We start from the raw sequence: 23752 nt of genomic DNA, 5'->3' as shown, positions 1-23752 counted from the left end.
TAAATACAAAACAACTGTGAAATTAACTTGTATCACAGTTGTTTTTATTAAATATTATGAGATAAGCACACAAGTATCTTAGAGAAAACTACAAATACTAACGATTTTAGAATTGTATCAGCATTTTCTCTGATGAGATTAAGAAACATTCATTATACAGAGATGTTGAGAATTCATTATCAATATTTACAATCACTCTAACGTTGTGTAAGGTGAAAGTTGTTTTTACTTGAGATGGAAAATCTTTAATTAAGAAATAGTATTAGGAAAAAGATAAACATATTTTTCGAAGCATCAAAGCTATGTTTATACTGCTTATATCTTTCCTTTCTTTTATTTAAGGTAACGTATTTTATAAAAATCGGTGCTAACTCATTACTTTCAGGGCTTGGCATTGATGGCATTCTAAAATACTCATCTTTTAAAAGATCCTCTGCTTTAGAGGTGAAATTTCTATATCTTTCTACATTGTCTAAGTCAGGAACTTCAGGCCAACTTAAAACTATGCCAGAGTTAACCAACTGGTTTTTGTAAATATTATGGACTTTAGAATAATCCACTTCTTTATCTTTACTACTTTCATATTCGTTATGAAGCATCATCATATATAAATAAAGAATTATTTCATCGCAATTAAATTTATTTTCTTTTTCATCTAGATCTTTTACAAATATACCCTTATCAGTTTGATAGAGTTTTTCTAAATTTAAATAAATTTTATTAGCAGTTTCCTTAAACTTAGAAATATGAGAAATGTCGTAGGCCATCATACAGTTAATATAAGCAAGACAAGACACATCAATTTTATCTTTAATTACTGATGAAGGAATGTGTTTTAGATTTTCAGCCATTAAATCAGAAAAATCTAAAAGTAGTGCCTTGGCATCTTCTAAGTCAGAATATTTATAAAAAATATTAAAAGCAAAACAAACTTTTACAAGTTCATCATGAGGGATGTTATAGATTTCATTTTTAAATTGCTTGAACATATTTAATATATCTAAAGAGAAGTTTTTAAATTGATTTTCATCCAAATCTTTATAAAGTGAATATTTGTAATACGCAGCCATTAAAAGTCCTTGAGTTGAAAAACTAAATTTTAAGTCTTTATCAGTTAAATTATATTCCTGTGCCATTGGATCAGTTGAATCATACTTATCAATAAATACACCTTCGTTATTTCTACAATAAACAGCATAGAACTCAAGTTGTTCGCCAACCAAATTAAGTAGATAATTTTTAAAAGCATATTTCTTATCATCTACATCTATGAATTTACTGTAGTATTCTACCAACTGAAGAAGTGATAAAGTCATATAAGCATTTGAGGAAATATTTATTTCCTTCTTAAATTTACGGTGATTCCAGTGTAATTTACTGTTTTCATTCACTAGTTTTCCATCAGCTTTTCTGTAAACACATAATAGTGGAGAAATAGTACTATTTATGATATCATCATTTTTAGGTAAAGGTTTAGATTTTAGCTCTTCATTCTTAGATACTATTCCACAACCTGAGTGCAGAGATATGTGTCTTACTGATTCTTTAGATAAGTAAAATAATTGACTTTTTATGTTTGTATTGTCTAATACATTGATTCTTAAAAAAGGTCCTATATATTTCAACGTAACACCACCAAAATATTAATTATATTTAATAATATGATGTGAAACTTGAAAATGTGCCAAAATCACAAAAACTTTAAAAAAATATAAGGAGAATTCAAATGAGAGTGGGAAAACTTAATTGGGATGATTTAAAATATGTTATAGATAATCATAAGGGGGGGAGAAGAGACGACATTAGAATAAGTAATGGTATTGGGGAAGATTGTGCTGTAGTTAATTATGGAGATTATGAGTGTGTTGTATCAACTGATCCAGTAACAGGAGCAACAGAAAATATAGGCAGGATTGCAGTACATATAAATTGTAATGATATAGCATCCTGTGGGGTAGAGCCAGTAGGATTATTAGTAACAATACTTGCACCACCTAGTGCAAGTATAGAAGAATTACATAAAGTTATGGAAGAAATACATGAGGAAGCTTTAAAATTAAATGTTCAAGTAATTGGTGGGCATACAGAAATAACAGAAGCTGTGAACAAGATAATTGTTTCTTGCACAGCTATAGGAAAGGGTTTAAAGAATTCAGCTATATCAACTGCAGGGGCAAAGGTGGAGGATGATATAGTTGTTACAAAGCATCTTTGTATTGAAGGAACTACAATATTGGTGAATGATTTCGCAGATAAGTGTAAGGAAATATTATCTGATGATGAGTACATTGAAGCACAGCAATATGTTAATAGCATAAGTGTGGTAAAAGAAGGCGTTGTAGCAGGACAAGTAGGGGTAAACTCTATGCATGATATTACAGAGGGTGGACTTTTAGGAGCTTTATGGGAATTGGCAAAGGCAAGTAATGTTGGTTTTAAGGTTTATGAAGAGAAAATGCCTATAACAAAAATTACAGAAAAGCTTTGCAATGTGTTTAGCATCGATCCACTAAAATTTATATCTTCAGGAAGCATGATAATAACATGTAAGAATGGAGATGAACTAATTAAAGAACTTAAAAAGGGTGGAATCAAGGGAACTATTATTGGGAAAATTACTAAATCTAGAGGAATGTTAGTAAAGAATAACATAGAGATTGAAGTAGAACCTCCAGAAGCAGACGAATTATTTAATATGTAATTTTAAACTAGCAATAATTATAATTGATCAAGTTGAAATAACAGTATTTATATAGTATTAATGGATAACTAAGTATTAAATACAAAAAATTCTAAAAAAATATAATACATAAGGAGGAACAATATGAAAAAATTAATTGTTGCAAGCAATAATAATCATAAAATAGATGAAATAAAGGAAATGCTAAAAGGGTTTAATTTAGAGGTGATTGGATTAAAAGAGGCAGGTATAGACATAGATGTAGATGAAACGGGTAAGACTTTTATGGAAAATGCTGAAATTAAGGCGAGAGAAATATTTTCAGTAGCTAATGGAAATATGGTTTTGGCTGATGATTCTGGATTGTCAGTAGAAGCTTTAGGAGGCCTTCCAGGAATATATTCAGCGAGATACAGTGGTGGACACGGCAATGATAAGGAAAATAATAAGAAGCTTATAAAAGAACTTCAAGGAGTACCATTTAATGAAAGAAAAGCAAAGTTTATTTGCGCTATGGTACTGATAGTAAATGATATTACAGTTGTTAAGGTTCAGGGAGAAGTTCAAGGCTACATAGTTGAAGAATATAGAGAGAAAGAGGCTTTTGGATATGATCCACTATTTTACGTACCTGAACTAAAAGAAACCTTTGCAGATGTACCAGCTGAGGTAAAGAATTCTATGAGTCATAGAGGGCGTGCTCTTGACCTGCTAAAAGATGAATTGAGTAAGTATATTTAATAAGTTGGTGGAATAGATGAAAATAGGAGTTTTAAGTGATTCACATGGAAATAAATTTTCATTGGGAAGAGCCATAAAAGCTCTAGGTCAATGTGATATTATATATCATTTAGGGGATTATGCAAGTGATTGTAAAATAATAAAAGAAAATTTAGATATACCTGTGATTACAATTAGAGGAAATTGTGATAATAAGGACGAAGGTATATTAGAAATAGTACAAAAAATAGAAGGTGTAAATATATTTCTAACCCATGGACATAACTATGGAGTTAATTTTAATATATTTAAGCTTAGATTTAAGGCACTTGAAACAGATAGCAAAATAGTTTTATATGGACATACCCATGTTGGTAGGATAGATTTGGAAGAAGATATATACTTCATAAACCCAGGAAGTATAAGTGAGCCTAGAGATGGTTCTAAACCATCTGTGGCAATTATTGAAATAAATAATAGAATTATAATTCCAAAATTAATTCATATATAAATTTAAAAGGACGAATACAAAACATTAAAGGCATTAAATGCTTTTATGCTTTGTATTTGTTTTATTATGGATATAAAATATCAAAGATGAGGATTTTAGAGGGAGTTTAATTCTAATATTTATGGTGGTTTATAGTTGTTGATAATTCGAAAGAAGAAGTTAGTACCTTAGAGTTGTTAGTGGTTTTGGGGAAAAATAAATAACTTTATCTTTAAAATTCATGAAGAAAATCATATAAAAATAATATAAAAAATACTATTTATAATCAGGAGACAAAAATAAAAATCTATATACAAGTGATATGAAGATGGTATAAGTTTTTTAATTCACAATATGAAGAGATTAAAATGAAAAAAATACATAAAAAACTATGTAGTGGAAAGCTAGGAAAATCAAGGGCTAATGACCTGTGATGATTTCAAAAGAAAATTTTATGAAAAAAAGTTACTAAAAAGTGTTGACTAATGAAATATATTGTTGTAGAATAACTATTGTCGCTGGGGTTACTAATTAAGAAACAACGACGATGAGGAAAGTGAATTTCGGGGTGTAGCGCAGATGGGAGCGCGCGTGGTTTGGGACCATGAGGTCGCAGGTTCAATCCCTGTCACCCCGACCACAAAATATATTATGCGGGTGTAACTCAATGGTAGAGTGCTAGCCTTCCAAGCTAGTTACGAGGGTTCGATTCCCTTCACCCGCTCCAAAAAAAATGCGTCTTTAGCTCAGCTGGATAGAGCAACGCCCTTCTAAGGCGTGGGCCAGGGGTTCGAATCCCTTAAGACGCACCAAATGGTGGACGTAGTTCAGTTGGTAGAGCACCAGATTGTGGCTCTGGTTGTCGTGGGTTCGAATCCCATCGTTCACCCCAAATAATGGGATATCGCCAAGCGGTAAGGCACCAGACTTTGACTCTGGCATTCGTAGGTTCAAATCCTGCTATCCCAGCCAATATGGTTCACTAGCTCAGTCGGTAGAGCACATGACTTTTAATCATGGTGTCCGGGGGCAAAATATATTATGCGGGTGTAACTCAATGGTAGAGTGCTAGCCTTCCAAGCTAGTTACGAGGGTTCGATTCCCTTCACCCGCTCCAAAAAAATGCGTCTTTAGCTCAGCTGGATAGAGCAACGCCCTTCTAAGGCGTGGGCCAGGGGTTCGAATCCCTTAAGACGCACCAAATGGTGGACGTAGTTCAGTTGGTAGAGCACCAGATTGTGGCTCTGGTTGTCGTGGGTTCGAATCCCATCGTTCACCCCAAATAATGGGATATCGCCAAGCGGTAAGGCACCAGACTTTGACTCTGGCATTCGTAGGTTCAAATCCTGCTATCCCAGCCAATATGGTTCACTAGCTCAGTCGGTAGAGCACATGACTTTTAATCATGGTGTCCGGGGTTCGATCCCCCGGTGAGCCACCAGTAATATGCAGATGTGGCGGAATTGGCAGACGCACTAGACTTAGGATCTAGCGCCTACGGCGTGGGGGTTCGACTCCCTTCATCTGCACCATATTACTTTAAAATTTGCCATTAAAATATGCGGGAGTGGCTCAGTGGTAGAGCGTCACCTTGCCAAGGTGAACGTCGCGAGTTCGAATCTCGTCTTCCGCTCCATATGCGGGTGTAACTCAATGGTAGAGTGCTAGCCTTCCAAGCTAGTTACGAGGGTTCGATTCCCTTCACCCGCTCCAAAAAAATGCGTCTTTAGCTCAGCTGGATAGAGCAACGCCCTTCTAAGGCGTGGGCCAGGGGTTCGAATCCCTTAAGACGCACCAAATGGTGGACGTAGTTCAGTTGGTAGAGCACCAGATTGTGGCTCTGGTTGTCGTGGGTTCGAATCCCATCGTTCACCCCAAATAATGGGATATCGCCAAGCGGTAAGGCACCAGACTTTGACTCTGGCATTCGTAGGTTCAAATCCTGCTGACTAGACTTAGGATCTAGCGCCTACGGCGTGGGGGTTCGACTCCCTTCATCTGCACCATATTACTTTAAAATTTGCCATTAAAATATGCGGGAGTGGCTCAGTGGTAGAGCGTCACCTTGCCAAGGTGAACGTCGCGAGTTCGAATCTCGTCTTCCGCTCCATATGCGGGTGTAACTCAATGGTAGAGTGCTAGCCTTCCAAGCTAGTTACGAGGGTTCGATTCCCTTCACCCGCTCCAAAAAAATGCGTCTTTAGCTCAGCTGGATAGAGCAACGCCCTTCTAAGGCGTGGGCCAGGGGTTCGAATCCCTTAAGACGCACCAAATGTATCGGGGTGTAGCGCAGATGGGAGCGCGCGTGGTTTGGGACCATGAGGTCGCAGGTTCAATCCCTGTCACCCCGACCACAAATTTATATTATGCGGGTGTAACTCAATGGTAGAGTGCTAGCCTTCCAAGCTAGTTACGAGGGTTCGATTCCCTTCACCCGCTCCATTTAACTTTTTTGTGGTTTATATTATAAATTCAGTTTGAAATAATTAAGATAAGTTTTAATATGAAAAGAAATATCATGTTGCTACGGCAATTTTTTTTATAGCTATGCACCCATAGCTCATTTGGATAGAGCGCTGGACTTCGAATCCAAAGGTGACAGGTTCGATCCCTGTTGGGTGCACCACCAAGAAAAAATGTTAAAGTTTATGAGTTATTTATATAATACTATAAACTTTAAATTGCATATGAGTAAAAAGCTTATAATTATATGTGAAAATATAATTATAAGCTTTTTTATTTGGTTTATTAAGCATTGTATTAGTGAGGTTAAAGTCTCTTGTAAGTCCTAGAAGAAAATTAACTAGTTCATTATTTAGGCAAAAATAAAACTAAGGATTATCATAAAATCCTTAGTTTTATTAGCTATTTAGCTTGAATATCAATGGTAGAATTATTCTTACTAGAATAATAATCATATATATTTTTAATAATAATTTTTATAATATTATATATAGGAACAGCGAGGAAGGCAGCTAAGAATCCACCAAAATAGACACTAACAGTAACTACTAAGATCGTTGTAAGTGGATGCATATGAAGTTGGTTACCGGTTATATTTGGAGTTATAACATTACCTTCAAGTTGTTGAACGATTACAGTTAGAATAAGGATTTTAAATATCATACCAAAGCCCATACTGAAGGCTATAAGCAAGGCAGGTAGAATTCCTAGTATTACTCCTAAAAAAGGAATAAAAGCTGTTATCAAGGAAAATAACGCTAATACAAGAGCGTTAGGCATTCTAATAATCATATATCCTATAAACATTAAGATCCCTATAACAGAAGCTACCATCACCTGAGATGTAATATACTGTTTCAAAACTGTATCAACTTCATGTAGTATTTTAAGGGTAAAAGATTTTATTTTAGAAGGAAGCATAGAAGAAAAAGTATCATAAATTCTTCTATCATCCTTTAATATATAGAACATTATAATAGGAATTAATATAGCTTGTGTGAAAAAGTTACCTATAGAACTTGCTACAGCAAATACATTTTTACTTATGTCAGCAAAAGAGTTGGAAATGAAATTTATAGCTCTTTGTATAGCATCATTAATATTAAAATACTCGTTTAATTGAGGGTAGATGTAGCTATATTTATTGTTAATACTTTGTACAGAGCTTGTTAAGGTATTAACTAAACTTTGTCCCTCAGATGCTATGATTGAAGATGAATAGGTAATTATATAAATCAGCAATCCTATAATTAAAAGGATAGATATGGCAGTAGACCATACACTAGATATTTTGAATTTTTCAAGTTGTCTTTTGACTGGTCTTACCATATAGTAAAGAAAGATAGCTAACACCATTGGAATAAACATTGCACTTATAATAGTTCGAAAGGGTGTAAAGATAAAGGGCATTTTACTAATTAAGAAAATAATTAGTAAACATAAATTTATAATAATTAATCCGGGAATTAATTTATCATTCTTAAACAATTAAATACCTCCTTGTACAATAAAGTTTATAATACTATAAGTATAACCTATAATCATATACTAAATCAAAGTAAAAGTGAAGAAAATAGTAAATATAACCAAAAGTAAAAAGCTCATATACAAATATGAGCTAAAAATTACTTTATACGTGCCATAATTCTTGGATATTCTTGTTCTGCAGCTTGAAAAATTACTGCTAGCATCTCAAAAACTAATTCTGCATCAAAGTTATTATTAAACGGTATACATATTTTTGAACTAACAACATTTTGATCTTCATAAAAACTGATATATTTGTAAGTTGAATTCAATTCGTTGAATAGCTTATATAATAAAGTTTTTTTGCTTTCATCATTTGGAACAGTAGCGATGTGAAAACAGAATATATCTGCTAAAGTGTCATCATCTCTTAGGGCTATTACAGCTCTTCTTTCAGCACCACCGCCTAATACGGGTCTCTCTACACCGTCAATAACTACTTTTTCAGGAAAAGTAAAAATAGTAAAATCTTCTACATTCATACCTTTGTTCATATGAATTTCATGTTCACCTATGTATTTTTCAAAAGCTAAAGCGTTGTTTCTCATTATTACAAAGTCCCCCTTAGAAAGTATAAAGTTATTAAATATTTTCAAAATATTTAAATATTATTTATTCATATTATCTCACAAAAAAAAATATAAGTAAACAAAAAAATAGTAACACCAAGAATAAATGTCATAGTGGACTAGTATATTATATATAAGGAAAGTTATTACCAAAATGTGGATAAAATTGTGGATAATGTGGAAAAAAATGGTTAAAGCCATGAATCTCTTTGAGTCATGGCTTTATTATTTAGAGTATATTATTGTTAAGATATTTTAGAGTTTGTTTTAGAATCTGAGTTAACTAGAGATACTAAATAATCTTGAAGTTGTTTTACCTTTTCTTTATTCATTGGTTCAACTCCGTCTAATCTGTAGCTAATTCCTAGCTTTTCATATTTATTTACGCCTAACACATGATAGGGAAGGAGCTCAATTTTATCTACATTTGGAACTTCATTTGTAATTATTTCTGCAATCTTTTTCATATGATCTTCTGTATCTGTATACCCAGGTACCACTACATGTCTAACCCAAACTCTAGTTTTAGAGCGGCGTAGGGCTTCAAGAAATGTATTTACATCCTTTGTGTCTCTTCCAGTTAGAACTACATAGCCATCGCTATTTATATGCTTAATATCAAGTAGTACTAGGTCGGTATATTTTAATATCTCATCATAGTTGCCATCACCATATCCAGCAGTATCAATTGCTGTGTGAATTCCATTTGCCTTGCATAATTTAAGCATTTCTAATAGAAACTCTGGCTGAACTAAAGGATCTCCACCAGAAAAGGTAACTCCGCCACCAGAACGCGAGAAATATGGTTTAAATCTGAGAATTTTTTTTATTACTTCCTCAGGAGTAACTTCAATACCACTATTCAAATTCCAAGTATCAGGATTATGGCAATATGCACATCTTAATTTGCAACCTTGAATAAATACTACAGTTCTAATACCAGGACCATCTACAAGTCCCATGCTTTCTATTGAATGTATTCTGCCTTTAATCATAATTTATTCCTCCTTAATTTATAGGAATACTTGAGTCCATGGTTCATTTCATACTGAAATAAAAACTATGTTTTTACTTTAGTATGAAATGAAATTTTTAATACAGCAGAAGCACCTGTATTAAAACAGGTACTTCGCACTGTATACTTAGGACAATTCATCCTAAATCTATATATTATATTTACAATAATTTATTTAAACTACATAGTTTCATGGAAAGTTCTGCTTATAACTTCCATTTGTTGAGCTTTAGTTAATCTGTTGAAGTTAACAGCATAACCTGAAACTCTTATAGTTAAAGTTGGATAATTTTCTGGGTGCTCTACAGCATCTAAAAGCATTGCTCTGTTAAGTACGTTAACATTTAAGTGGAAAGCACTTTGTCCAAAATATCCATCCATTATTGATACTAAATTGTTTATTCTTGTATCTTCATCTTTTCCAAGAGCATCTGGAACAATTGTGAATGTATTAGAAACTCCATCTTGGCAGTAGTTTCTGTATGGAATTTTAGCAACTGAGTTAAGTGATGCTAATGCTCCGTTTTCATCTCTTCCATGCATTGGGTTAGCACCTGGTGCAAATGGTTCTCCATCTTTTCTTCCATCTGGAGTAGAACCAGTTTTCTTACCGTATACAACGTTAGAAGTGATTGTTAATATTGATAGTGAATGCTCAGCATCTCTGTATAATGGATGTTTCTTAAGCTCATCAGAGAATTTCTTAACAACCTCAACAGCAATATCATCTACTTTATCATCATCATTACCGTATTTAGGGAATTCACCTTCAATTTTGAAGTCTATAGCAATTCCTTGTTCATTTCTAATTGGAGTAACTTTTGCATATTTAATAGCACTTAAAGAGTCAGCTACAACTGATAAACCAGCAGCTCCGAATGCCATAAATCTCTTAATCTTTGTATCATGTAATGCCATTTGACCAGCTTCATAAGCATATTTATCATGCATATAGTGGATTGTGTTCATTGTATTAGCGTATAATTCAGCTACATATTCAAGTACTTTCCAATAGTTAGCTTTAACTGTTTTATAATCAAGAACTTCATCTGTTATTGGAGACACTACGTTACAAACTTTTTTGAAAGTTTTTTCGTCTACGCCACCATTGATAGCATAAAGTAATGATTTAGCAAGGTTAGCTCTAGCTCCGAAGAACTGCATTCTCTTACCAAGTTCCATAGCAGATACACAACAAGCTATACCATAATCATCCCCGTAAACAGGTCTCATAACATCATCATTCTCATATTGAATTGAGTCAGTTAAAATAGACATTTTAGCACAGTACTTCTTGAAGTTTTCTGGTAATTTTTCTGACCAAAGAACTGTCATATTTGGTTCTGGTGCTGGATTTAAGTTAATTAGAGTGTGTAAGAATCTGAATGAAGTCTTAGTTACAAGTGGTTTACCATTTACACTAACTCCACCTAAGCACTCAGTAATCCAGTTAGGATCTCCAGCAAATAAATCATTGTATTCTGGAGTTCTTAAATGTCTTGCAAGTCTTAATTTAATTACAAATTGATCAACCATTTCTTGAGCTTCTTCTTCAGTAATAACACCATTTTGAAGATCTCTTTCAATGAATATATCTAAGAAAGTAGTAACTCTTCCAAGTGACATTGCAGCACCATTATTTTCTTTTATAGCTGCTAAGTAACCGAAATATAAGAATTGAACTGCTTCTCTAGCAGTAGTTGCAGGATTAGAAATATCAACGCCATAAGAGGCAGCCATAGCTTTAATTTCTTGTAATGCTCTTATTTGCTCAGATAATTCTTCTCTTAATCTTATCATTTCATCAGTTGTATGACCTGTTAGGTTTTTAGCATCTTGCTTTTTCATTTCTACTAAGAAATCAATACCATATAGAGCTAACCTTCTATAGTCACCTATGATTCTTCCTCTTCCATAAGCATCTGGAAGGCCAGTGATTAATCCTGCGCTTCTTGCAGCTTTCATATCAGCTGTATAAGCATCGAATACTCCTTGGTTGTGAGTTTTTCTATATTTACTGAAATACTTATCTATTTCAGGATTTATTTGATATCCATAAGCTTCAAGTGAGTTTTGAACCATTCTATATCCACCAAATGGATTAACGATTCTTTTTAATGGAGCATCTGTTTGAAGTCCAACAATTACCTCGTTGTCTTTGTCAATATATCCAGCTGCATAATTGTTAATGCCTGAAACTTCATTAACCTCAACATCTATAATTCCTTTTTTTATTTCTTCTAATATTAGAGCATGAGCTTTATCCCATACTTTAGCAGTTTTCTCAGACTTACCAACAAGGAAACTATCATCTCCCTCATATAAGCTGTAGTTCTTTTGAATGAATTCTCTTACGTCAATTTGTTCTTGCCAAAGTTCGCCTTTGAAGCCTTCCCATTGTTTAAACATTTGTGTTCCTCCTATGCAATGTGATTTAATAATAATTACTTGTTAATAATTATTATTATAACCTATTTATGTAAACAAGTAAAGAGTTTTATATAACAGTTTACTTGTTAAATATAACAGTTAATATAGTATAAAATACTAAATAAAGTATTTTAGCTTAATAATTATCTGTCTGTTATAATTGTATAACTGAAACAGATTTCTTTCAAGTATTTTTTACAAGAATAATATATTCAGAAAATTTAAAAATAAATACCGATTTTAAATGGAGGGGGAAATAAATATAAATTTAAATAAAGCTAGAAACATCAGTCTGTTTAGAAATAAAATGTGAAGATGTTTTTTAAAAATATACGTATGAAAATATTAGTAAAAAATATTGAATTGAATTTAGTTCATAATAGAACAGCATAACTAAATTTTGATACAGCAATATAAAAAACATAAAATTGTATAATTAAAATTAATATAAGGTAAATTAAAGGTGAAACAGTAGGTAAAGCTTATTTTTGAAAGTAATTTATCAAAAAAATACTAATATTACTAAATTTGAGGTATAATAAATTTGATTACATATATTATAAATGTTACTATATTAAGGGTATGTTGATGAGTTAAAACTCTTAAAGTCATAATGAAAAGTATAATATGAATTTAATGGAGGGATTTCTTGTGGGTAGAAAACCTAGTATGTTTAGCAGTAATTATCGTAACCAATTAAGAAAGAGAAGGATTAGATATGCAACAGCAATATCTGTTATAATAATAATATTCTTAGTTGTAATTTTTAGTAGTAGTTTTAAGGGGATTACCTCAAATATCAAAACTTCTATTATATCTGTGTTTTCGAAAAAAAATAAGGATACAACAGAAAATCCAAACAAGTCAAATGAACAGGGAAAAGAAAGTGAAGTAACGCCAAGTACTGAAACTGAAACAAAACCAATTTTAGCTGAGGAACAATTCGTCTTGACTTTAAAATCAAATGAAAGTGTAAATATAGTATATAAAGTAGAAGGAGATAAGAAAGAGATAAAAGCAGTTACTGGTAATGGAAAAATTAGTTACAATATATCTCCTTCAAAAGAAAAGGTAGTAATTTCAGATAGTAAGACACAGGACTTATATATTGCAGACTTAAATAAAAATATATCTAATATTACCAAAGAGGAATATGTTTCAACTAAAAAAGAAGTTTTTAAAAAGGAAACAGTGCTAACAAAATTCCCAAGCTATATTTGGTTAGAAAATCCTACATTTATAGATGATACACATATTGCATATGTTAGCAACTTGCCTTGGATTAATAATAGTGGAACAAAGTATTTGTGGATTATTGATACAACTACAACACAGCATAAGAGTTATTCCAAGATTAAAGGTAGCAATATTCAGTTTGGTGACATAACACCTAAAGGACTTACATTAAATATTGATAGTAAAACTATGTACGTTGATATACAAGGTAATACAACCATGTAATTATAAACTATGAAAAAAACTTGTAAATATGGATAAACTTATTGTATAATTTATTAAGTATATTTCTATACGAATATAAATTTCAAAATTATCTAGTATTATATCTAATAATTTAATTATGTAGAACCAATACTATGTAATTTATGTAATTTATGTTATAATGTTAAAATGAATATATAGTCAGTTATTAGGAGGAAGAAACAATGAACGTTAAAATGGAGAAATTAGAGAAAAACGTTGTAAAATTTGAAGTAACAGTAGAAGCAGAAAAATTTAATGAGGCTTTAAAGAAATCTTATGCTAAAAATGCTAATAGATTTAACATACCAGGCTTTAGAAAAGGAAAAGCTCCAATGCACATAGTTAAAAAGTTTTATGGAGAAGGAGCATTATATGAAGATGCAATAAACTTTATATATGAGACTACATATCCTCAGATTTTAGTAGAAAATAATATAAATCCAGTGGATTATCCTTCAATAGATATTGTTGAAATTGGAGAAGGAAAAGACTTTGTTTATACAGCTACTGTACCAGTTATGCCAGAAGTAGAACTAGGTGAATATAAAGGTATAGAAGTGAAGAAAGAAACATATACAGTATCAGAAGAGGATATTGAAAACAGATTAAAAGAGTTACAAACTCAAAATGCTAGAGTAGAAGCAAAAGAAGATGGTAAAGTTGAGCAAGGTGATATAGCTGTAATAGATTTTAAGGGCTTCGTTGATGATGTTGCTTTTGAAGGTGGAGAAGGACAGGATTATGAATTAGAAATAGGTTCTGGTACTTTTATAGATAACTTCGAAGAGCAATTAGTTGGCTTAAAAGCTGGGGAGACTAAAGATGTAAATGTAAAATTCCCAGAGCAATATGGAAGAGAAGAATTAAATGGTAAACCAGCAAAATTTGAAGTTGCTATAAAAGCAATCAAGAAAAAAGAATTACCAGCTATAGATGATGCATTTGCAAGTGAAGTTTCAGAATTCGAAACTTTAGAAGAGTTAAGAAATGACATTAGAGAAAAAATGGAATCTGCTAATGAATTAAAAGCAAAATCAGAATTTGAAAATGCTGTTATAGAAAAAGTTGTTGCTGATGCAAAGGTAGATATTCCACAAGCAATGATTAATAAAGAACTTGATGGAATGGTTCAAGATTTAGAGATGAGATTAAAATATCAAGGATTAGATCTTGAAACATACTATAAATTTACAAACACAACAGAAGAAAAATTCAGAGATCAAATGCAAGAAGTAGCTGCTAATAAAGTGAAAACTGATTTAGTAATTGGAAAGATTGCACAAGCTGAAAATATTGCTGTTTCTCAAGAAGAAATCAATAATAAAGCAAAAGAAATTGCTGCAGCATATTATGCTGGAGAAGAGATGGAAAAAACAGCTGAACGTTTAGCTCAAGTTCAAAAAGATTACTTAGAAGTTGAAATAATTAATGAAAAAGTAAAAGGACTAATATTAGAAAACAGTAAATCCTTATAATATTTCTTAAAGATATAAATAACTAATTAATTGCCAGTATATGCTGGCAATTAATTTTAAATAAATAAGGTTAAAAATATGTAATAAGGATAAAATTTAAGTGTAACTTAAATTTTATTGCAATAAGGAGGGTATTTTATGAGTTTAGTTCCAATGGTAGTAGAGCAAACTGGAAAAGGTGAAAGATCTTATGATATTTATTCTAGACTTTTAAAGGAGAGAATAATTTTTTTAGGAGATGAAGTTAATGATACAACAGCTAGTTTAGTAGTAGCACAACTTCTATTCTTAGAGTCTGAAGATCCAGATAAAGATATTTACTTGTATATAAATAGCCCTGGTGGCTCAATAACTTCAGGAATGGCTATATATGACACAATGAACTACATCAAACCAGATGTATCAACTATTTGTATAGGTATGGCAGCATCTATGGGAGCTTTTTTATTAACTGCAGGTGCAAAGGGGAAAAGATTTGCATTACCTAACAGCGAAATAATGATTCATCAACCATTAGGGGGATTTAAAGGCCAGGCAACTGATATAGACATACATGCAAAAAGAATTTTAAAAACAAAAGAAACACTTAATAGAATTTTAAGTGAAAAAACAGGTCAACCAATCGAAAAAATTAGTAATGATGTAGAAAGAGATTATTTTATGTCAGCAGAAGAAGCTAAGGAATATGGGTTAATTGACGAGGTAATTGATAAGAAGAAATAGCTTTAAAGGGGTGTCGGCATGCCAAGAAATGATGAAAAGAAAAAGTTTAAATGTTCCTTTTGTGGTAAGAGTGAGGAACAAGTAAGAAGACTTATTGCAGGACCTGGAGTATACATTTGTGACGAATGTATAGAACTTTGCTCTGAAATTATAATTGATGAGCGTGAAGGTGATGTACAAATTGACATGGATGCACTACCAAAGCCAGAGGAAATTAAAAAATATCTGGATCAATATGTAGTAGGTCAGAATGATGCGAAAAAGTCCCTAGCAGTTGCAGTTTACAATCATTATAAAAGGATTAACTCACCTATAAATGATGGAGATGTTGAATTGCAAAAAAGTAATATCTTATTATTAGGACCAACAGGTTCAGGTAAAACACTTCTAGCACAAACTTTAGCAAAAATGCTTAATGTACCATTTGCTATAGCAGATGCCACTACATTAACAGAAGCGGGATACGTGGGAGAAGATGTGGAAAATATACTTTTAAAATTAATTCAAAACTCTGACTATGATGTAGAAAGAGCTGAGAAGGGTATAATATATATTGATGAGATTGATAAGATTGCGAGAAAATCAGAAAATCCATCAATAACAAGAGATGTATCAGGCGAAGGTGTTCAACAAGCGCTATTAAAAATTCTAGAAGGAACAGTGGCTTCTGTGCCACCGCAGGGTGGAAGAAAACATCCTCATCAAGAATTTATTCAAATTAACACATCTAATATATTGTTTGTTTGTGGAGGCGCTTTTGATGGCCTAGAAAAAATAATTACAAGAAGAACCCAGAAATCTTCAATTGGTTTTGGTGCAGAAGTGCAGTCCAAAGAAAACAAGGATGTTGGAGCACTATTAAAACAAATAATGCCTGGAGATTTATTAAAGTTTGGATTAATTCCAGAGTTTGTTGGTAGACTTCCAATAATTGTTACACTAGAAGCACTTGATGAAGAAGCTTTAGTTAGTATATTAAAAGAACCTAAAAACGCATTGATTAAGCAATATATGAAACTTCTGGAAATGGATGATGTTCAACTTGACTTTGATGATAATTCTTTGAAAGCTATCGCTAAAGAGGCTATGAAAAGAAACACTGGAGCAAGAGGATTGAGGGCTATAATAGAAGAAATGATGAAGGATATTATGTTTGAAGTGCCTTCAAGAGAAGAGATTGAAAAAATCATAATTCATGAAGATACTTTATTAAGTAAGAAGCCAGAATACGTTTTAGCAGAAAGCGGAAAAAGGCAACCTCTTAAAATCGAGAGTAAAAGTAGAACTAAAAGAGGATCAGAGCCAGCATAATATGTAGTTAAAATACCCTTATGTACTTAACATAGGGGTTTTATTTTTTAGAAAAGATTAGCAGTAAAACCTAGCTAATCTTTTCTTTTTATATAATGGAATAGATATGAATTGTAGCAAAATTTTCTATAATTTAGAATATAAATACACTTATATGTTAAGAATAATGTTATAATCAATAATTTAAATAACATATAGGGAGGGAAGTTAGTTTAATAAGGTATTAAACTAAAAAAATTATGGGATCAGCAACAGTGATAATTATGTTAATTCAGCTGTTTTTTACAGTGGTAATAGGCTTGTACTTTTTTAATGCCTTAAAAGGACAACAAAGTTCCAAAGTAGTTATTAATAAGGAAAATGCCAAAGAAGTAGAAAATTTAAGAAGATTAAAGAGTATAGCCCTTTCAGAACCCTTAACTGAAAAAAGCAGGCCTTCAAAGTTTGAAGATATAATAGGGCAAGAAAAAGGGATAAAGGCATTACAAGCAGCAATTTGTGGACCAAATCCGCAACATGTAATCATTTATGGGCCTCCAGGGGTTGGAAAAACTGCGGCTGCAAGACTAGTATTAGAAGATGCAAAAAAAAGACTTACATCACCATTTGGACCACATGCAAAGTTTGTAGAAATAGATGCTACTACTATTAGATTTGATGAACGTGGAATAGCAGATCCTCTTATAGGATCAGTACATGACCCTATATATCAAGGTGCGGGACCTTTAGGAGTAGCTGGAGTACCACAGCCAAAACCAGGTGCTGTTACGAAAGCTCATGGAGGTGTGTTGTTCATTGATGAAATAGGAGAACTACATCCTATTGAAATGAATAAACTATTAAAAGTATTAGAGGATAGAAAAGTTTTTTTAGATAGTGCATATTATAATGCCGAGGATCCCAATATGCCCTCATATATAAAGGAAATATTTGATGAGGGATTGCCAGCAGACTTTAGACTTGTTGGTGCAACCACAAGGAGTCCTGAAGAAATTATACCAGCAATTAGATCAAGGTGCGTAGAAATATTTTTTAGAGGTTTGCAACCAGAAGAGATAGAAATAATTGCTCGAAGAGCAATGAATAAGATTGGATTATCCCTAGATGATAAAGCTGCAAAACTTGTTGGTAGATATGCTACCAATGGAAGAGATGCAGTAAATTTGATACAACTTGCTTCTGGCATTGCAATTAATGAAGAGAGAAATGTAGTAAGTGTAAGTGATGTTGAATGGGTAATTGAAAATGGCCAATATTCTCCACGTCCTGATAAGAAAATTAATGAAAGACCACAAGTTGGGTATGTAAATGGATTGGCAGTTTATGGTGCAAATATGGGAGCAATGATGGAAATTGAAGCAAGTGCAATAAAATGCAAAACTAAGGAAGGAATAGTTAAAATAACAGGGATTGTTGAAGAGGAAGAGATAAGTGGAAATAACAGAAAAATGAAAAGAAAGAGTACTGCAAAGTGTTCAACTGAAAATGTGATTACTGTTCTAGAGAAATTTTACAATATAGACACTAAAAGTTTTGATATACACATAAACTTTCCTGGTGGAACACCTGTAGATGGACCTTCAGCAGGAATAGCTATCACTACAGCAGTATACAGTGCTATAACAGGTAAAAATGTAGATAATAAGATTGCTATGACAGGGGAAATATCTATTCATGGTCTTGTTAAGGCAGTTGGAGGTGTAAATGCTAAAGTTCAAGCCGCAAAAAAAGCCGGAGCTACTAAAGTTCTTATTCCTAAGGATAACTGGCAAGAAAGTTTTTTAGAAATAGAAGGAATCAAGGTAATTCCTGTGTCCTCAATTAAAGAAGTTATTGAAGAAGCAATTATCACAGAACAGGTTTTCCATATAACTGTCGAAAATATAGAGAAGAAATTAGATATATTATCTGCGACTTCTCTTGATGCTTAAAAAGAATATGTAACAATAAATATTATAGAAGAAATAAATAAAAACCTATAGAATATCTTATAGTGTTTATTAATAAGAGAATCAATAAGAAATAGGGTTTAGTAAATAATGAAGCTAATTTACTAAACCTTTTTTGTGTTAATTAATGTTTTAAATAAATTTTAAAACTGAAAATCTTAAGTAAAACCAATAAAAAAGGAAAGTAATGTATTTTATTTGAAAGAAATAGTAGATTAATGATTAAAATAACTATTGGTTGTTGTATTAGAGATAATACAATATGAGTTTATACTAGTACAACTTTCACTCATATATAAGTTTATATACCTAATAAAAACTAACATTTGGTTTAGTGGTAAAACAAATTAATCCAATATTAATTGAAAAAAATTACTTTTATAGGTATAATATATAAGTCTTATAGCAATGCATAATTAGGATATAATACAATTAAAGAAGAAAGCATGTATATTTATCAATACTATATATAATATGTTGTTTAACTGTGATATAATTAGATATTTATAGCAAGATTTTGAGTTATCATAAGAATTATATGATATAAGCTTAAAATTTGATGATTCAATCGCTTAGAGATTTAAAAAAACAAATATTTTAATATGGTTTTCAAATGTATCAAGAAGAATTGCTTATTTTAATAATATTTATTTTAGTATGTATTATTTACATGAATGTAGAAGAGAGGGAAGAACAATGGAGAATAACTTTTTAAAACTTCCTGTAATTCCATTACGAGGTGTTAACATTTTTCCTTATATGGTATTACATTTCGATGTAGGAAGAGAAAAATCAGTAGCAGCAGTTGAAGAAGCAATGTCTACGGATCAAAAGATTTTTTTAGTTGCTCAAAGGGATGCAAAGGTTGAAGAACCTTCTGCTGATGAAATATATAATATTGGAACTATATGTCACATTAAGCAATTTGTGAAACTTCCAGGGGATCAGCTTAGAGTTTTAGTGGAAGGGGAGCAAAGAGGAAAATTAAGTAATTTTGCTGATGAGAAGGGAATGTTCTATGGAGACATTGAAATACTAGAGGACATATCGTGCCAAGAGGAGAATGAATGCGAAGCATATAAAAAACTAATTGATAAAGCTTTTGATGAATACCTAGAATTAAGTGGTGAAAGCTTAAATGAAATATTCACTGAGCTTGAAGAAGAAAGTGGACTAGGCAGATATTGTGACATTATTGGTGCATTTCTAATGTTAAAGACTGAAACAAAACAAGAGCTTATAGAAATAGTAGACGTTAAAGAAAGGTTAGAAAAGCTATTACTAATTATTAAGAATGAGATAGAAGTTCTTAAAATAGAAAAAGCTATTGGAAGTAAAATAAAAAATAAAGTTAATAAGGTTCAAAAGGAATTTTACCTCAGAGAACAGCTAAAGGTGATTCAAGAAGAATTAGGTGAAGATGATGAGGAAAGTAAGGAATTAAAGCAGTATGAAGAAAGGATTTATAAGGCTAAGCTTTCAAAAGAAGCAAAAGATAAGGTTTTGTATGAATTTAATAGGTTAAAAAGTACAGGAGTAGGAAGTCAAGAAAGTGCAGTAATTAAAACCTATTTAGATTGGGTTTTAGATTTGCCTTGGAATAAGTTCACAAAAGATAATTTAGATATTAAAAATGCCAGAGAAGTATTAGACAAGGAGCATTATGGACTTGAGGATGTTAAGGAAAGAATAATTGAATACTTAGCAGTAAGAAAAATAAGTAAAACTCTAAAGGGACCAATTCTTTGCCTAGTAGGTCCTCCAGGGGTGGGAAAAACATCCATAGCAAAATCGGTTGCCAACTCCTTAGGTAGAAAATTTGTAAGGATGAGTCTTGGTGGAGTTAAAGATGAAGCAGAAATAAGAGGGCATAGAAAAACCTACGTTGGTGCAATACCAGGAAGAATAATTTATAGTATGAAACAGGCTGGATATAGAAACCCACTATTCTTACTTGATGAAATAGATAAAATGGGTGCAGACTTTAAGGGAAGTCTTGCTGATGCATTGCTTGAAGTCCTTGATAGCGAGCAGAATTCTACTTTTAGAGATCATTACTTAGAGCTAGATTTTGATTTATCAAAAGTACTTTTTATTACAACAGCAAACTCTTTAGAAGGCATATCAAGACCGTTATTAGATAGAATGGAAATTATTGAAGTATCTGGATATACTACTGAAGAGAAATTTCAAATAGCAAAAGCACACCTTCTTCCTAAATTATTAAAAGAGCATAATGTGGAAGATGGCAAATTATTAATTCAAGATAATGCAATAAGTACACTAGTTGAAAATTATACTAGGGAGACTGGGGTTAGAACTCTAGAGAGAAAAATTGCTTCAGTTATTAGAAAAGGTATTACAGAATTAGTAGAGAAAGATAAGAATAAAATAATTATCAATTCTAACTTAGTAAAAAAATATCTAGGGCCAGTAATATATACCTATGATGATCTAGATAAAGAAGACAAGATAGGAGTAGTAACAGGTTTAGCTTGGACAGGATACGGTGGAGATACCTTACCAGTAGAAGTTACTGTAATGGAAGGCGACGGTAAGTTACAACTTACAGGTCAACTTGGGGATGTTATGAAGGAATCTGCCAAGGCAGGATTTAGTTATGTAAGAGCAAATGCAGATAAGTATGAAATAGATAAAGACTTCCATAAGAAAAAAGATATTCATATCCATATTCCGGAAGGTGCTATTCCTAAAGATGGTCCTTCAGCAGGTGTAACAATGGTAACTGCTATGATTTCTGCCTTAAGTGGAAGAAAAGTAAACCACAAAGTAGCAATGACTGGAGAAATAACATTAACAGGTAGAGTTCTACCAATAGGTGGATTAAAGGAAAAAAGTTTAGCAGCCTATAGAATGGGCATAAAAACAGTAATTATTCCAAAAGATAATAAGAAAGATTTAGAAAATGTGCCAAAAGCAGTTAAGTCAAAAATTAAATTTATAATTGCAGATAAAGTAGACGATGTACTACAAAATGCACTAATTGGAGAGATAGAACATGGAAATTAAACAATCAGAATTTATTACGTCGGCTGTAAAGCCAGATCAATACCCTACGGATAACAGAATAGAAATTGCTTTCGTTGGCAGATCTAATGTTGGGAAATCATCCTTGATTAATACACTTACTAACAGAAGAAAGCTTGTAAAAGTAAGTGGAACCCCAGGAAAGACAAGACTAATTAATTTCTTCTTAATTAACAATGAATTTTATTTCGTTGATTTACCTGGGTATGGTTATGCTAAAGTCTCAAAAAGTGAAAAAGCTACCTGGGGAAGTATGATGGAAAAATATCTTATAAGTCGCCCCCAATTAAAGAAGGTATTGCTTTTAGTAGATTCAAGACATAAGCCAACAGGTGATGATATACTTATGTATGAATGGATTAAACATTACGGCTATGAAGTTGTTGTAGTAGCTACAAAGAAGGATAAGCTTACAAAAAATGAGCTTCAAAGAAGTGTAAAAGTAATTCGAGAAGCATTAAAACTTAACAAGGATGAAAAAATTCTATTTTTCTCATCTTTAAAAAAGGAAGGAAAAGAAGAATTACTCAGAGAAGTTTTCGGAGATATATACCCAGAAGAGAATACTGAAGTTTAGAATAAAGAGTACCTAACAGCGAATAGGTACTCTTTGTTTTATAGCAGTATGATATAATAATTATATCAGTATAATGAATTTATTACATTATGGAAACTTAAACTTACTAAGGGGAAAATCTGTTGTATGAACTTTTATAATATTCGCAAGAGGTTATTGTGAGAAAACAATAATAACATATAAGATTCATGGCATTCTTTAGGAATGGAAAGTAGTTGAATTGAATAATATTAGAAGTGTAAAAAATAAATTGGAGGTTTTTATGGAGATATTAATAAATATTCTTATAGTAATATTATTGTACGTAGTTCCGTTAATTGTGTTTGTAAAAACAGTTAAATGGAGAAAATACTCAAAGAGTATAAATATTATTATTATAATTGTTTACTTAGGCTTAATTTTTATAGTACCTAGTATGCAATCAAATGTGCTACCTTTTGCTATTGTGTTGATTATTATGTATAGAATGAAAGGTAATTTCCGTGGAGATAATGATTACTTCACATATGGTTTTTCTATAAGAGAATTTAAGCTTTCTAGTGGATTTAGGTATGCCTTGGTTGGATATGGAATGGTGTTTTTAGTTTCACTAATTACACAAGTCCTACTTATGGCTCTAGGTATTGAATTTAAAACACAAGAAGTTATAGATAGTTTGGCTAGTTATGATATTGTAAAATTTTTAATTGCTACACCTTCAGTAATAATTTTCGCTCCGATTGTAGAGGAGTATGTTTTTAGATATATTTTATTTGAAAAGATATTTAGAAAAGTCCTTAAGGGAAATATTGGATTTATATTAAGTGCCCTTCTAGTAAGCTTAATATTTGCAACGGTTCACAATAACTTGGCTGCTTTGGGAATGTTGTTTGTTATTAGCTTCTATAACTGTTACTTAATTGAGAAAAAGGGCTACTGGTATGCCGTTTTTAATCACTTCTTTGTTAATATGCTTACTACCACATTTTTATTTGTTTCAAAGTTAATTTAGAGTGGAATAATTTTATATAGTATACTGGACTAAGACTATCTAAAAGGAAGTAAGGTTACTTATGATATAAGGAGATTAAGAATCAAAAAAATAGTGAAATCTATTAGCACATTAGTGTAGCTAATGATAAAGCACTTTCCACTATAAAATAGTGAATCATTAAGTAGTTTCTTGATGTTAAGAATCAGTAAAAAAAGAAAAACAACTTTAAGCTTAAAAAAGCTTTTAAAGTTGTTTTTCTTTTTTTATTATTTAGTAACAAAAAAAGTACTTAATAATAATATATTATTAAGCAAAGGAAT

The 23752-nt window shown here is 31.7% G+C and carries 16 protein-coding genes and 22 tRNA genes; 33 read left to right on the top strand and 5 right to left on the bottom strand.

Translation table 11 applies throughout. The features are described 5' to 3' along the window. Positions 1–245: 245 nt before the first annotated feature. Positions 246–1625, bottom strand: coding sequence for a hypothetical protein (locus tag C661_RS0118005; RefSeq protein ID WP_017416731.1), 1380 nt, complete (start codon positions 1623–1625; stop codon positions 246–248). A gap of 101 nt (positions 1626–1726) precedes the next feature. Here C661_RS0118005 and C661_RS0118000 point away from each other — a divergent pair, with 101 nt between their 5' ends. The 25 genes from C661_RS0118000 (at position 1727) to C661_RS0117880 (ending at position 6516) form a co-directional block, all read left to right on the top strand. Further along, entirely contained in the window at positions 1727–2701 is a 975-nt protein-coding gene (locus C661_RS0118000) for an AIR synthase family protein (RefSeq protein WP_017416730.1), read from the top strand. Positions 2702–2824: 123 nt separating this feature from the next. Next, positions 2825–3421: an XTP/dITP diphosphatase gene (locus tag C661_RS0117995; protein WP_017416729.1), complete on the top strand. Its 597-nt coding sequence runs from the start codon at positions 2825–2827 to the stop codon at positions 3419–3421. A gap of 16 nt (positions 3422–3437) precedes the next feature. Next, positions 3438–3911: a YfcE family phosphodiesterase gene (locus C661_RS0117990; protein ID WP_017416728.1), complete on the top strand. Its 474-nt coding sequence runs from the start codon at positions 3438–3440 to the stop codon at positions 3909–3911. A gap of 543 nt (positions 3912–4454) precedes the next feature. After that, positions 4455–4530, top strand: a tRNA-Pro gene (locus tag C661_RS0117985). A gap of 13 nt (positions 4531–4543) precedes the next feature. Next, positions 4544–4617 (top strand) — tRNA-Gly (locus tag C661_RS0117980). Between the two features lie 8 nt (positions 4618–4625). After that, positions 4626–4702, top strand: a tRNA-Arg gene (locus C661_RS0117975). Positions 4703–4706: 4 nt separating this feature from the next. Then, positions 4707–4782: transfer RNA gene (locus C661_RS0117970), tRNA-His, on the top strand. 5 nt (positions 4783–4787) lie between these two features. Next, positions 4788–4862: transfer RNA gene (locus C661_RS0117965), tRNA-Gln, on the top strand. A gap of 71 nt (positions 4863–4933) precedes the next feature. After that, positions 4934–5007, top strand: a tRNA-Gly gene (locus tag C661_RS0117960). A gap of 7 nt (positions 5008–5014) precedes the next feature. After that, positions 5015–5091: transfer RNA gene (locus C661_RS0117955), tRNA-Arg, on the top strand. 4 nt (positions 5092–5095) lie between these two features. After that, positions 5096–5171, top strand: a tRNA-His gene (locus C661_RS0117950). 5 nt (positions 5172–5176) lie between these two features. Further along, a tRNA-Gln gene (locus C661_RS0117945) sits at positions 5177–5251 on the top strand. Between the two features lie 4 nt (positions 5252–5255). Then, positions 5256–5331, top strand: a tRNA-Lys gene (locus C661_RS0117940). Between the two features lie 7 nt (positions 5332–5338). Beyond that, positions 5339–5422: transfer RNA gene (locus C661_RS0117935), tRNA-Leu, on the top strand. Positions 5423–5451: 29 nt separating this feature from the next. Continuing rightward, positions 5452–5526 (top strand) — tRNA-Gly (locus C661_RS0117930). Positions 5527–5529: 3 nt separating this feature from the next. Next, positions 5530–5603 (top strand) — tRNA-Gly (locus C661_RS0117925). A gap of 7 nt (positions 5604–5610) precedes the next feature. After that, positions 5611–5687, top strand: a tRNA-Arg gene (locus C661_RS0117920). Positions 5688–5691: 4 nt separating this feature from the next. Beyond that, a tRNA-His gene (locus tag C661_RS0117915) sits at positions 5692–5767 on the top strand. Between the two features lie 5 nt (positions 5768–5772). Then, positions 5773–5843 (top strand) — tRNA-Gln (locus C661_RS0117910). Positions 5844–5925: 82 nt separating this feature from the next. Beyond that, a tRNA-Gly gene (locus C661_RS0117905) sits at positions 5926–6000 on the top strand. 3 nt (positions 6001–6003) lie between these two features. Next, positions 6004–6077, top strand: a tRNA-Gly gene (locus tag C661_RS0117900). Between the two features lie 7 nt (positions 6078–6084). Further along, a tRNA-Arg gene (locus C661_RS0117895) sits at positions 6085–6161 on the top strand. Between the two features lie 7 nt (positions 6162–6168). After that, a tRNA-Pro gene (locus tag C661_RS0117890) sits at positions 6169–6244 on the top strand. Positions 6245–6258: 14 nt separating this feature from the next. After that, a tRNA-Gly gene (locus tag C661_RS0117885) sits at positions 6259–6332 on the top strand. 107 nt (positions 6333–6439) lie between these two features. Continuing rightward, positions 6440–6516 (top strand) — tRNA-Arg (locus C661_RS0117880). A 239-nt stretch (positions 6517–6755) separates the two neighbouring features. Here C661_RS0117880 and C661_RS0117875 read toward each other — a convergent pair. From C661_RS0117875 to pflB, 4 genes are all read right to left on the bottom strand, one after another. Further along, on the bottom strand, positions 6756–7841 hold the full coding sequence (locus C661_RS0117875) for an AI-2E family transporter (RefSeq protein ID WP_017416727.1): 1086 nt from the start codon (positions 7839–7841) through the stop codon (positions 6756–6758). A gap of 137 nt (positions 7842–7978) precedes the next feature. Next, positions 7979–8428 (bottom strand): YbjN domain-containing protein, encoded by a 450-nt coding sequence (locus C661_RS0117870; RefSeq protein ID WP_017416726.1) that lies wholly within the window; start codon positions 8426–8428, stop codon positions 7979–7981. Between the two features lie 266 nt (positions 8429–8694). Beyond that, on the bottom strand, positions 8695–9444 hold the full coding sequence (gene pflA / locus C661_RS0117860; RefSeq protein ID WP_017416724.1) for a pyruvate formate-lyase-activating protein: 750 nt from the start codon (positions 9442–9444) through the stop codon (positions 8695–8697). Positions 9445–9644: 200 nt separating this feature from the next. Next, on the bottom strand, positions 9645–11873 hold the full coding sequence (gene pflB / locus C661_RS0117855) for a formate C-acetyltransferase (protein WP_017416723.1): 2229 nt from the start codon (positions 11871–11873) through the stop codon (positions 9645–9647). 672 nt (positions 11874–12545) lie between these two features. On the opposite strand from pflB, the gene C661_RS0117850 reads away from it, so the two are divergent. The 8 genes from C661_RS0117850 (at position 12546) to C661_RS22295 (ending at position 23450) form a co-directional block, all read left to right on the top strand. Continuing rightward, a complete protein-coding gene (locus C661_RS0117850; RefSeq protein ID WP_017416722.1) occupies positions 12546–13355 on the top strand; it encodes a YncE family protein in 810 nt (269 codons plus the stop codon). A gap of 203 nt (positions 13356–13558) precedes the next feature. Continuing rightward, positions 13559–14851 carry a trigger factor gene (gene tig / locus C661_RS0117845; RefSeq protein ID WP_017416721.1) on the top strand — a complete coding sequence of 431 codons (1293 nt, stop codon included), beginning with the start codon at positions 13559–13561 and terminating at the stop codon, positions 14849–14851. A 138-nt stretch (positions 14852–14989) separates the two neighbouring features. After that, entirely contained in the window at positions 14990–15574 is a 585-nt protein-coding gene (gene clpP, locus C661_RS0117840; protein WP_017416720.1) for an ATP-dependent Clp endopeptidase proteolytic subunit ClpP, read from the top strand. Positions 15575–15592: 18 nt separating this feature from the next. Beyond that, positions 15593–16885, top strand: coding sequence for an ATP-dependent Clp protease ATP-binding subunit ClpX (gene clpX, locus C661_RS0117835; RefSeq protein WP_017416719.1), 1293 nt, complete (start codon positions 15593–15595; stop codon positions 16883–16885). Positions 16886–17124: 239 nt separating this feature from the next. Continuing rightward, positions 17125–18816, top strand: coding sequence for an ATP-dependent protease LonB (lonB, locus tag C661_RS0117830; protein WP_017416718.1), 1692 nt, complete (start codon positions 17125–17127; stop codon positions 18814–18816). A gap of 714 nt (positions 18817–19530) precedes the next feature. Next, entirely contained in the window at positions 19531–21864 is a 2334-nt protein-coding gene (gene lon / locus C661_RS0117825; protein ID WP_017416717.1) for an endopeptidase La, read from the top strand. Then, on the top strand, positions 21854–22459 hold the full coding sequence (gene yihA, locus C661_RS0117820) for a ribosome biogenesis GTP-binding protein YihA/YsxC (RefSeq protein ID WP_017416716.1): 606 nt from the start codon (positions 21854–21856) through the stop codon (positions 22457–22459). Before lon ends, yihA begins: the two co-directional genes overlap by 11 nt. Positions 22460–22721: 262 nt before the next feature. Next, on the top strand, positions 22722–23450 hold the full coding sequence (locus C661_RS22295) for a CPBP family intramembrane glutamic endopeptidase (protein ID WP_017416715.1): 729 nt from the start codon (positions 22722–22724) through the stop codon (positions 23448–23450). Positions 23451–23752: the final 302 nt, after the last annotated feature.

The sequence above is a fragment of the Clostridium tunisiense TJ genome (genome assembly GCF_000300195.1).
GTDB lineage: Bacteria > Bacillota > Clostridia > Clostridiales > Clostridiaceae > Clostridium_J > Clostridium_J tunisiense.
The sequence above is the reverse complement of the archived record's forward strand: the minus strand, read 5'-3'. Positions and strand labels throughout refer to the sequence as shown.

Coding starts and splice junctions, on each gene's coding strand:
- C661_RS0118000 (WP_017416730.1), top strand. CDS start 1,727: ATGAGAGTGGGAAAACTTAATTGGGATGATTTAAAATATGTTATAGAT.
- C661_RS0117995 (WP_017416729.1), top strand. CDS start 2,825: ATGAAAAAATTAATTGTTGCAAGCAATAATAATCATAAAATAGATGAA.
- C661_RS0117990 (WP_017416728.1), top strand. CDS start 3,438: ATGAAAATAGGAGTTTTAAGTGATTCACATGGAAATAAATTTTCATTG.
- C661_RS0117870 (WP_017416726.1), bottom strand. CDS start 8,428: ATGAGAAACAACGCTTTAGCTTTTGAAAAATACATAGGTGAACATGAA.
- pflA (WP_017416724.1), bottom strand. CDS start 9,444: ATGATTAAAGGCAGAATACATTCAATAGAAAGCATGGGACTTGTAGAT.
- pflB (WP_017416723.1), bottom strand. CDS start 11,873: ATGTTTAAACAATGGGAAGGCTTCAAAGGCGAACTTTGGCAAGAACAA.
- tig (WP_017416721.1), top strand. CDS start 13,559: ATGAACGTTAAAATGGAGAAATTAGAGAAAAACGTTGTAAAATTTGAA.
- clpP (WP_017416720.1), top strand. CDS start 14,990: ATGAGTTTAGTTCCAATGGTAGTAGAGCAAACTGGAAAAGGTGAAAGA.
- clpX (WP_017416719.1), top strand. CDS start 15,593: ATGCCAAGAAATGATGAAAAGAAAAAGTTTAAATGTTCCTTTTGTGGT.
- lonB (WP_017416718.1), top strand. CDS start 17,125: ATGGGATCAGCAACAGTGATAATTATGTTAATTCAGCTGTTTTTTACA.
- lon (WP_017416717.1), top strand. CDS start 19,531: ATGGAGAATAACTTTTTAAAACTTCCTGTAATTCCATTACGAGGTGTT.
- yihA (WP_017416716.1), top strand. CDS start 21,854: ATGGAAATTAAACAATCAGAATTTATTACGTCGGCTGTAAAGCCAGAT.
- C661_RS22295 (WP_017416715.1), top strand. CDS start 22,722: ATGGAGATATTAATAAATATTCTTATAGTAATATTATTGTACGTAGTT.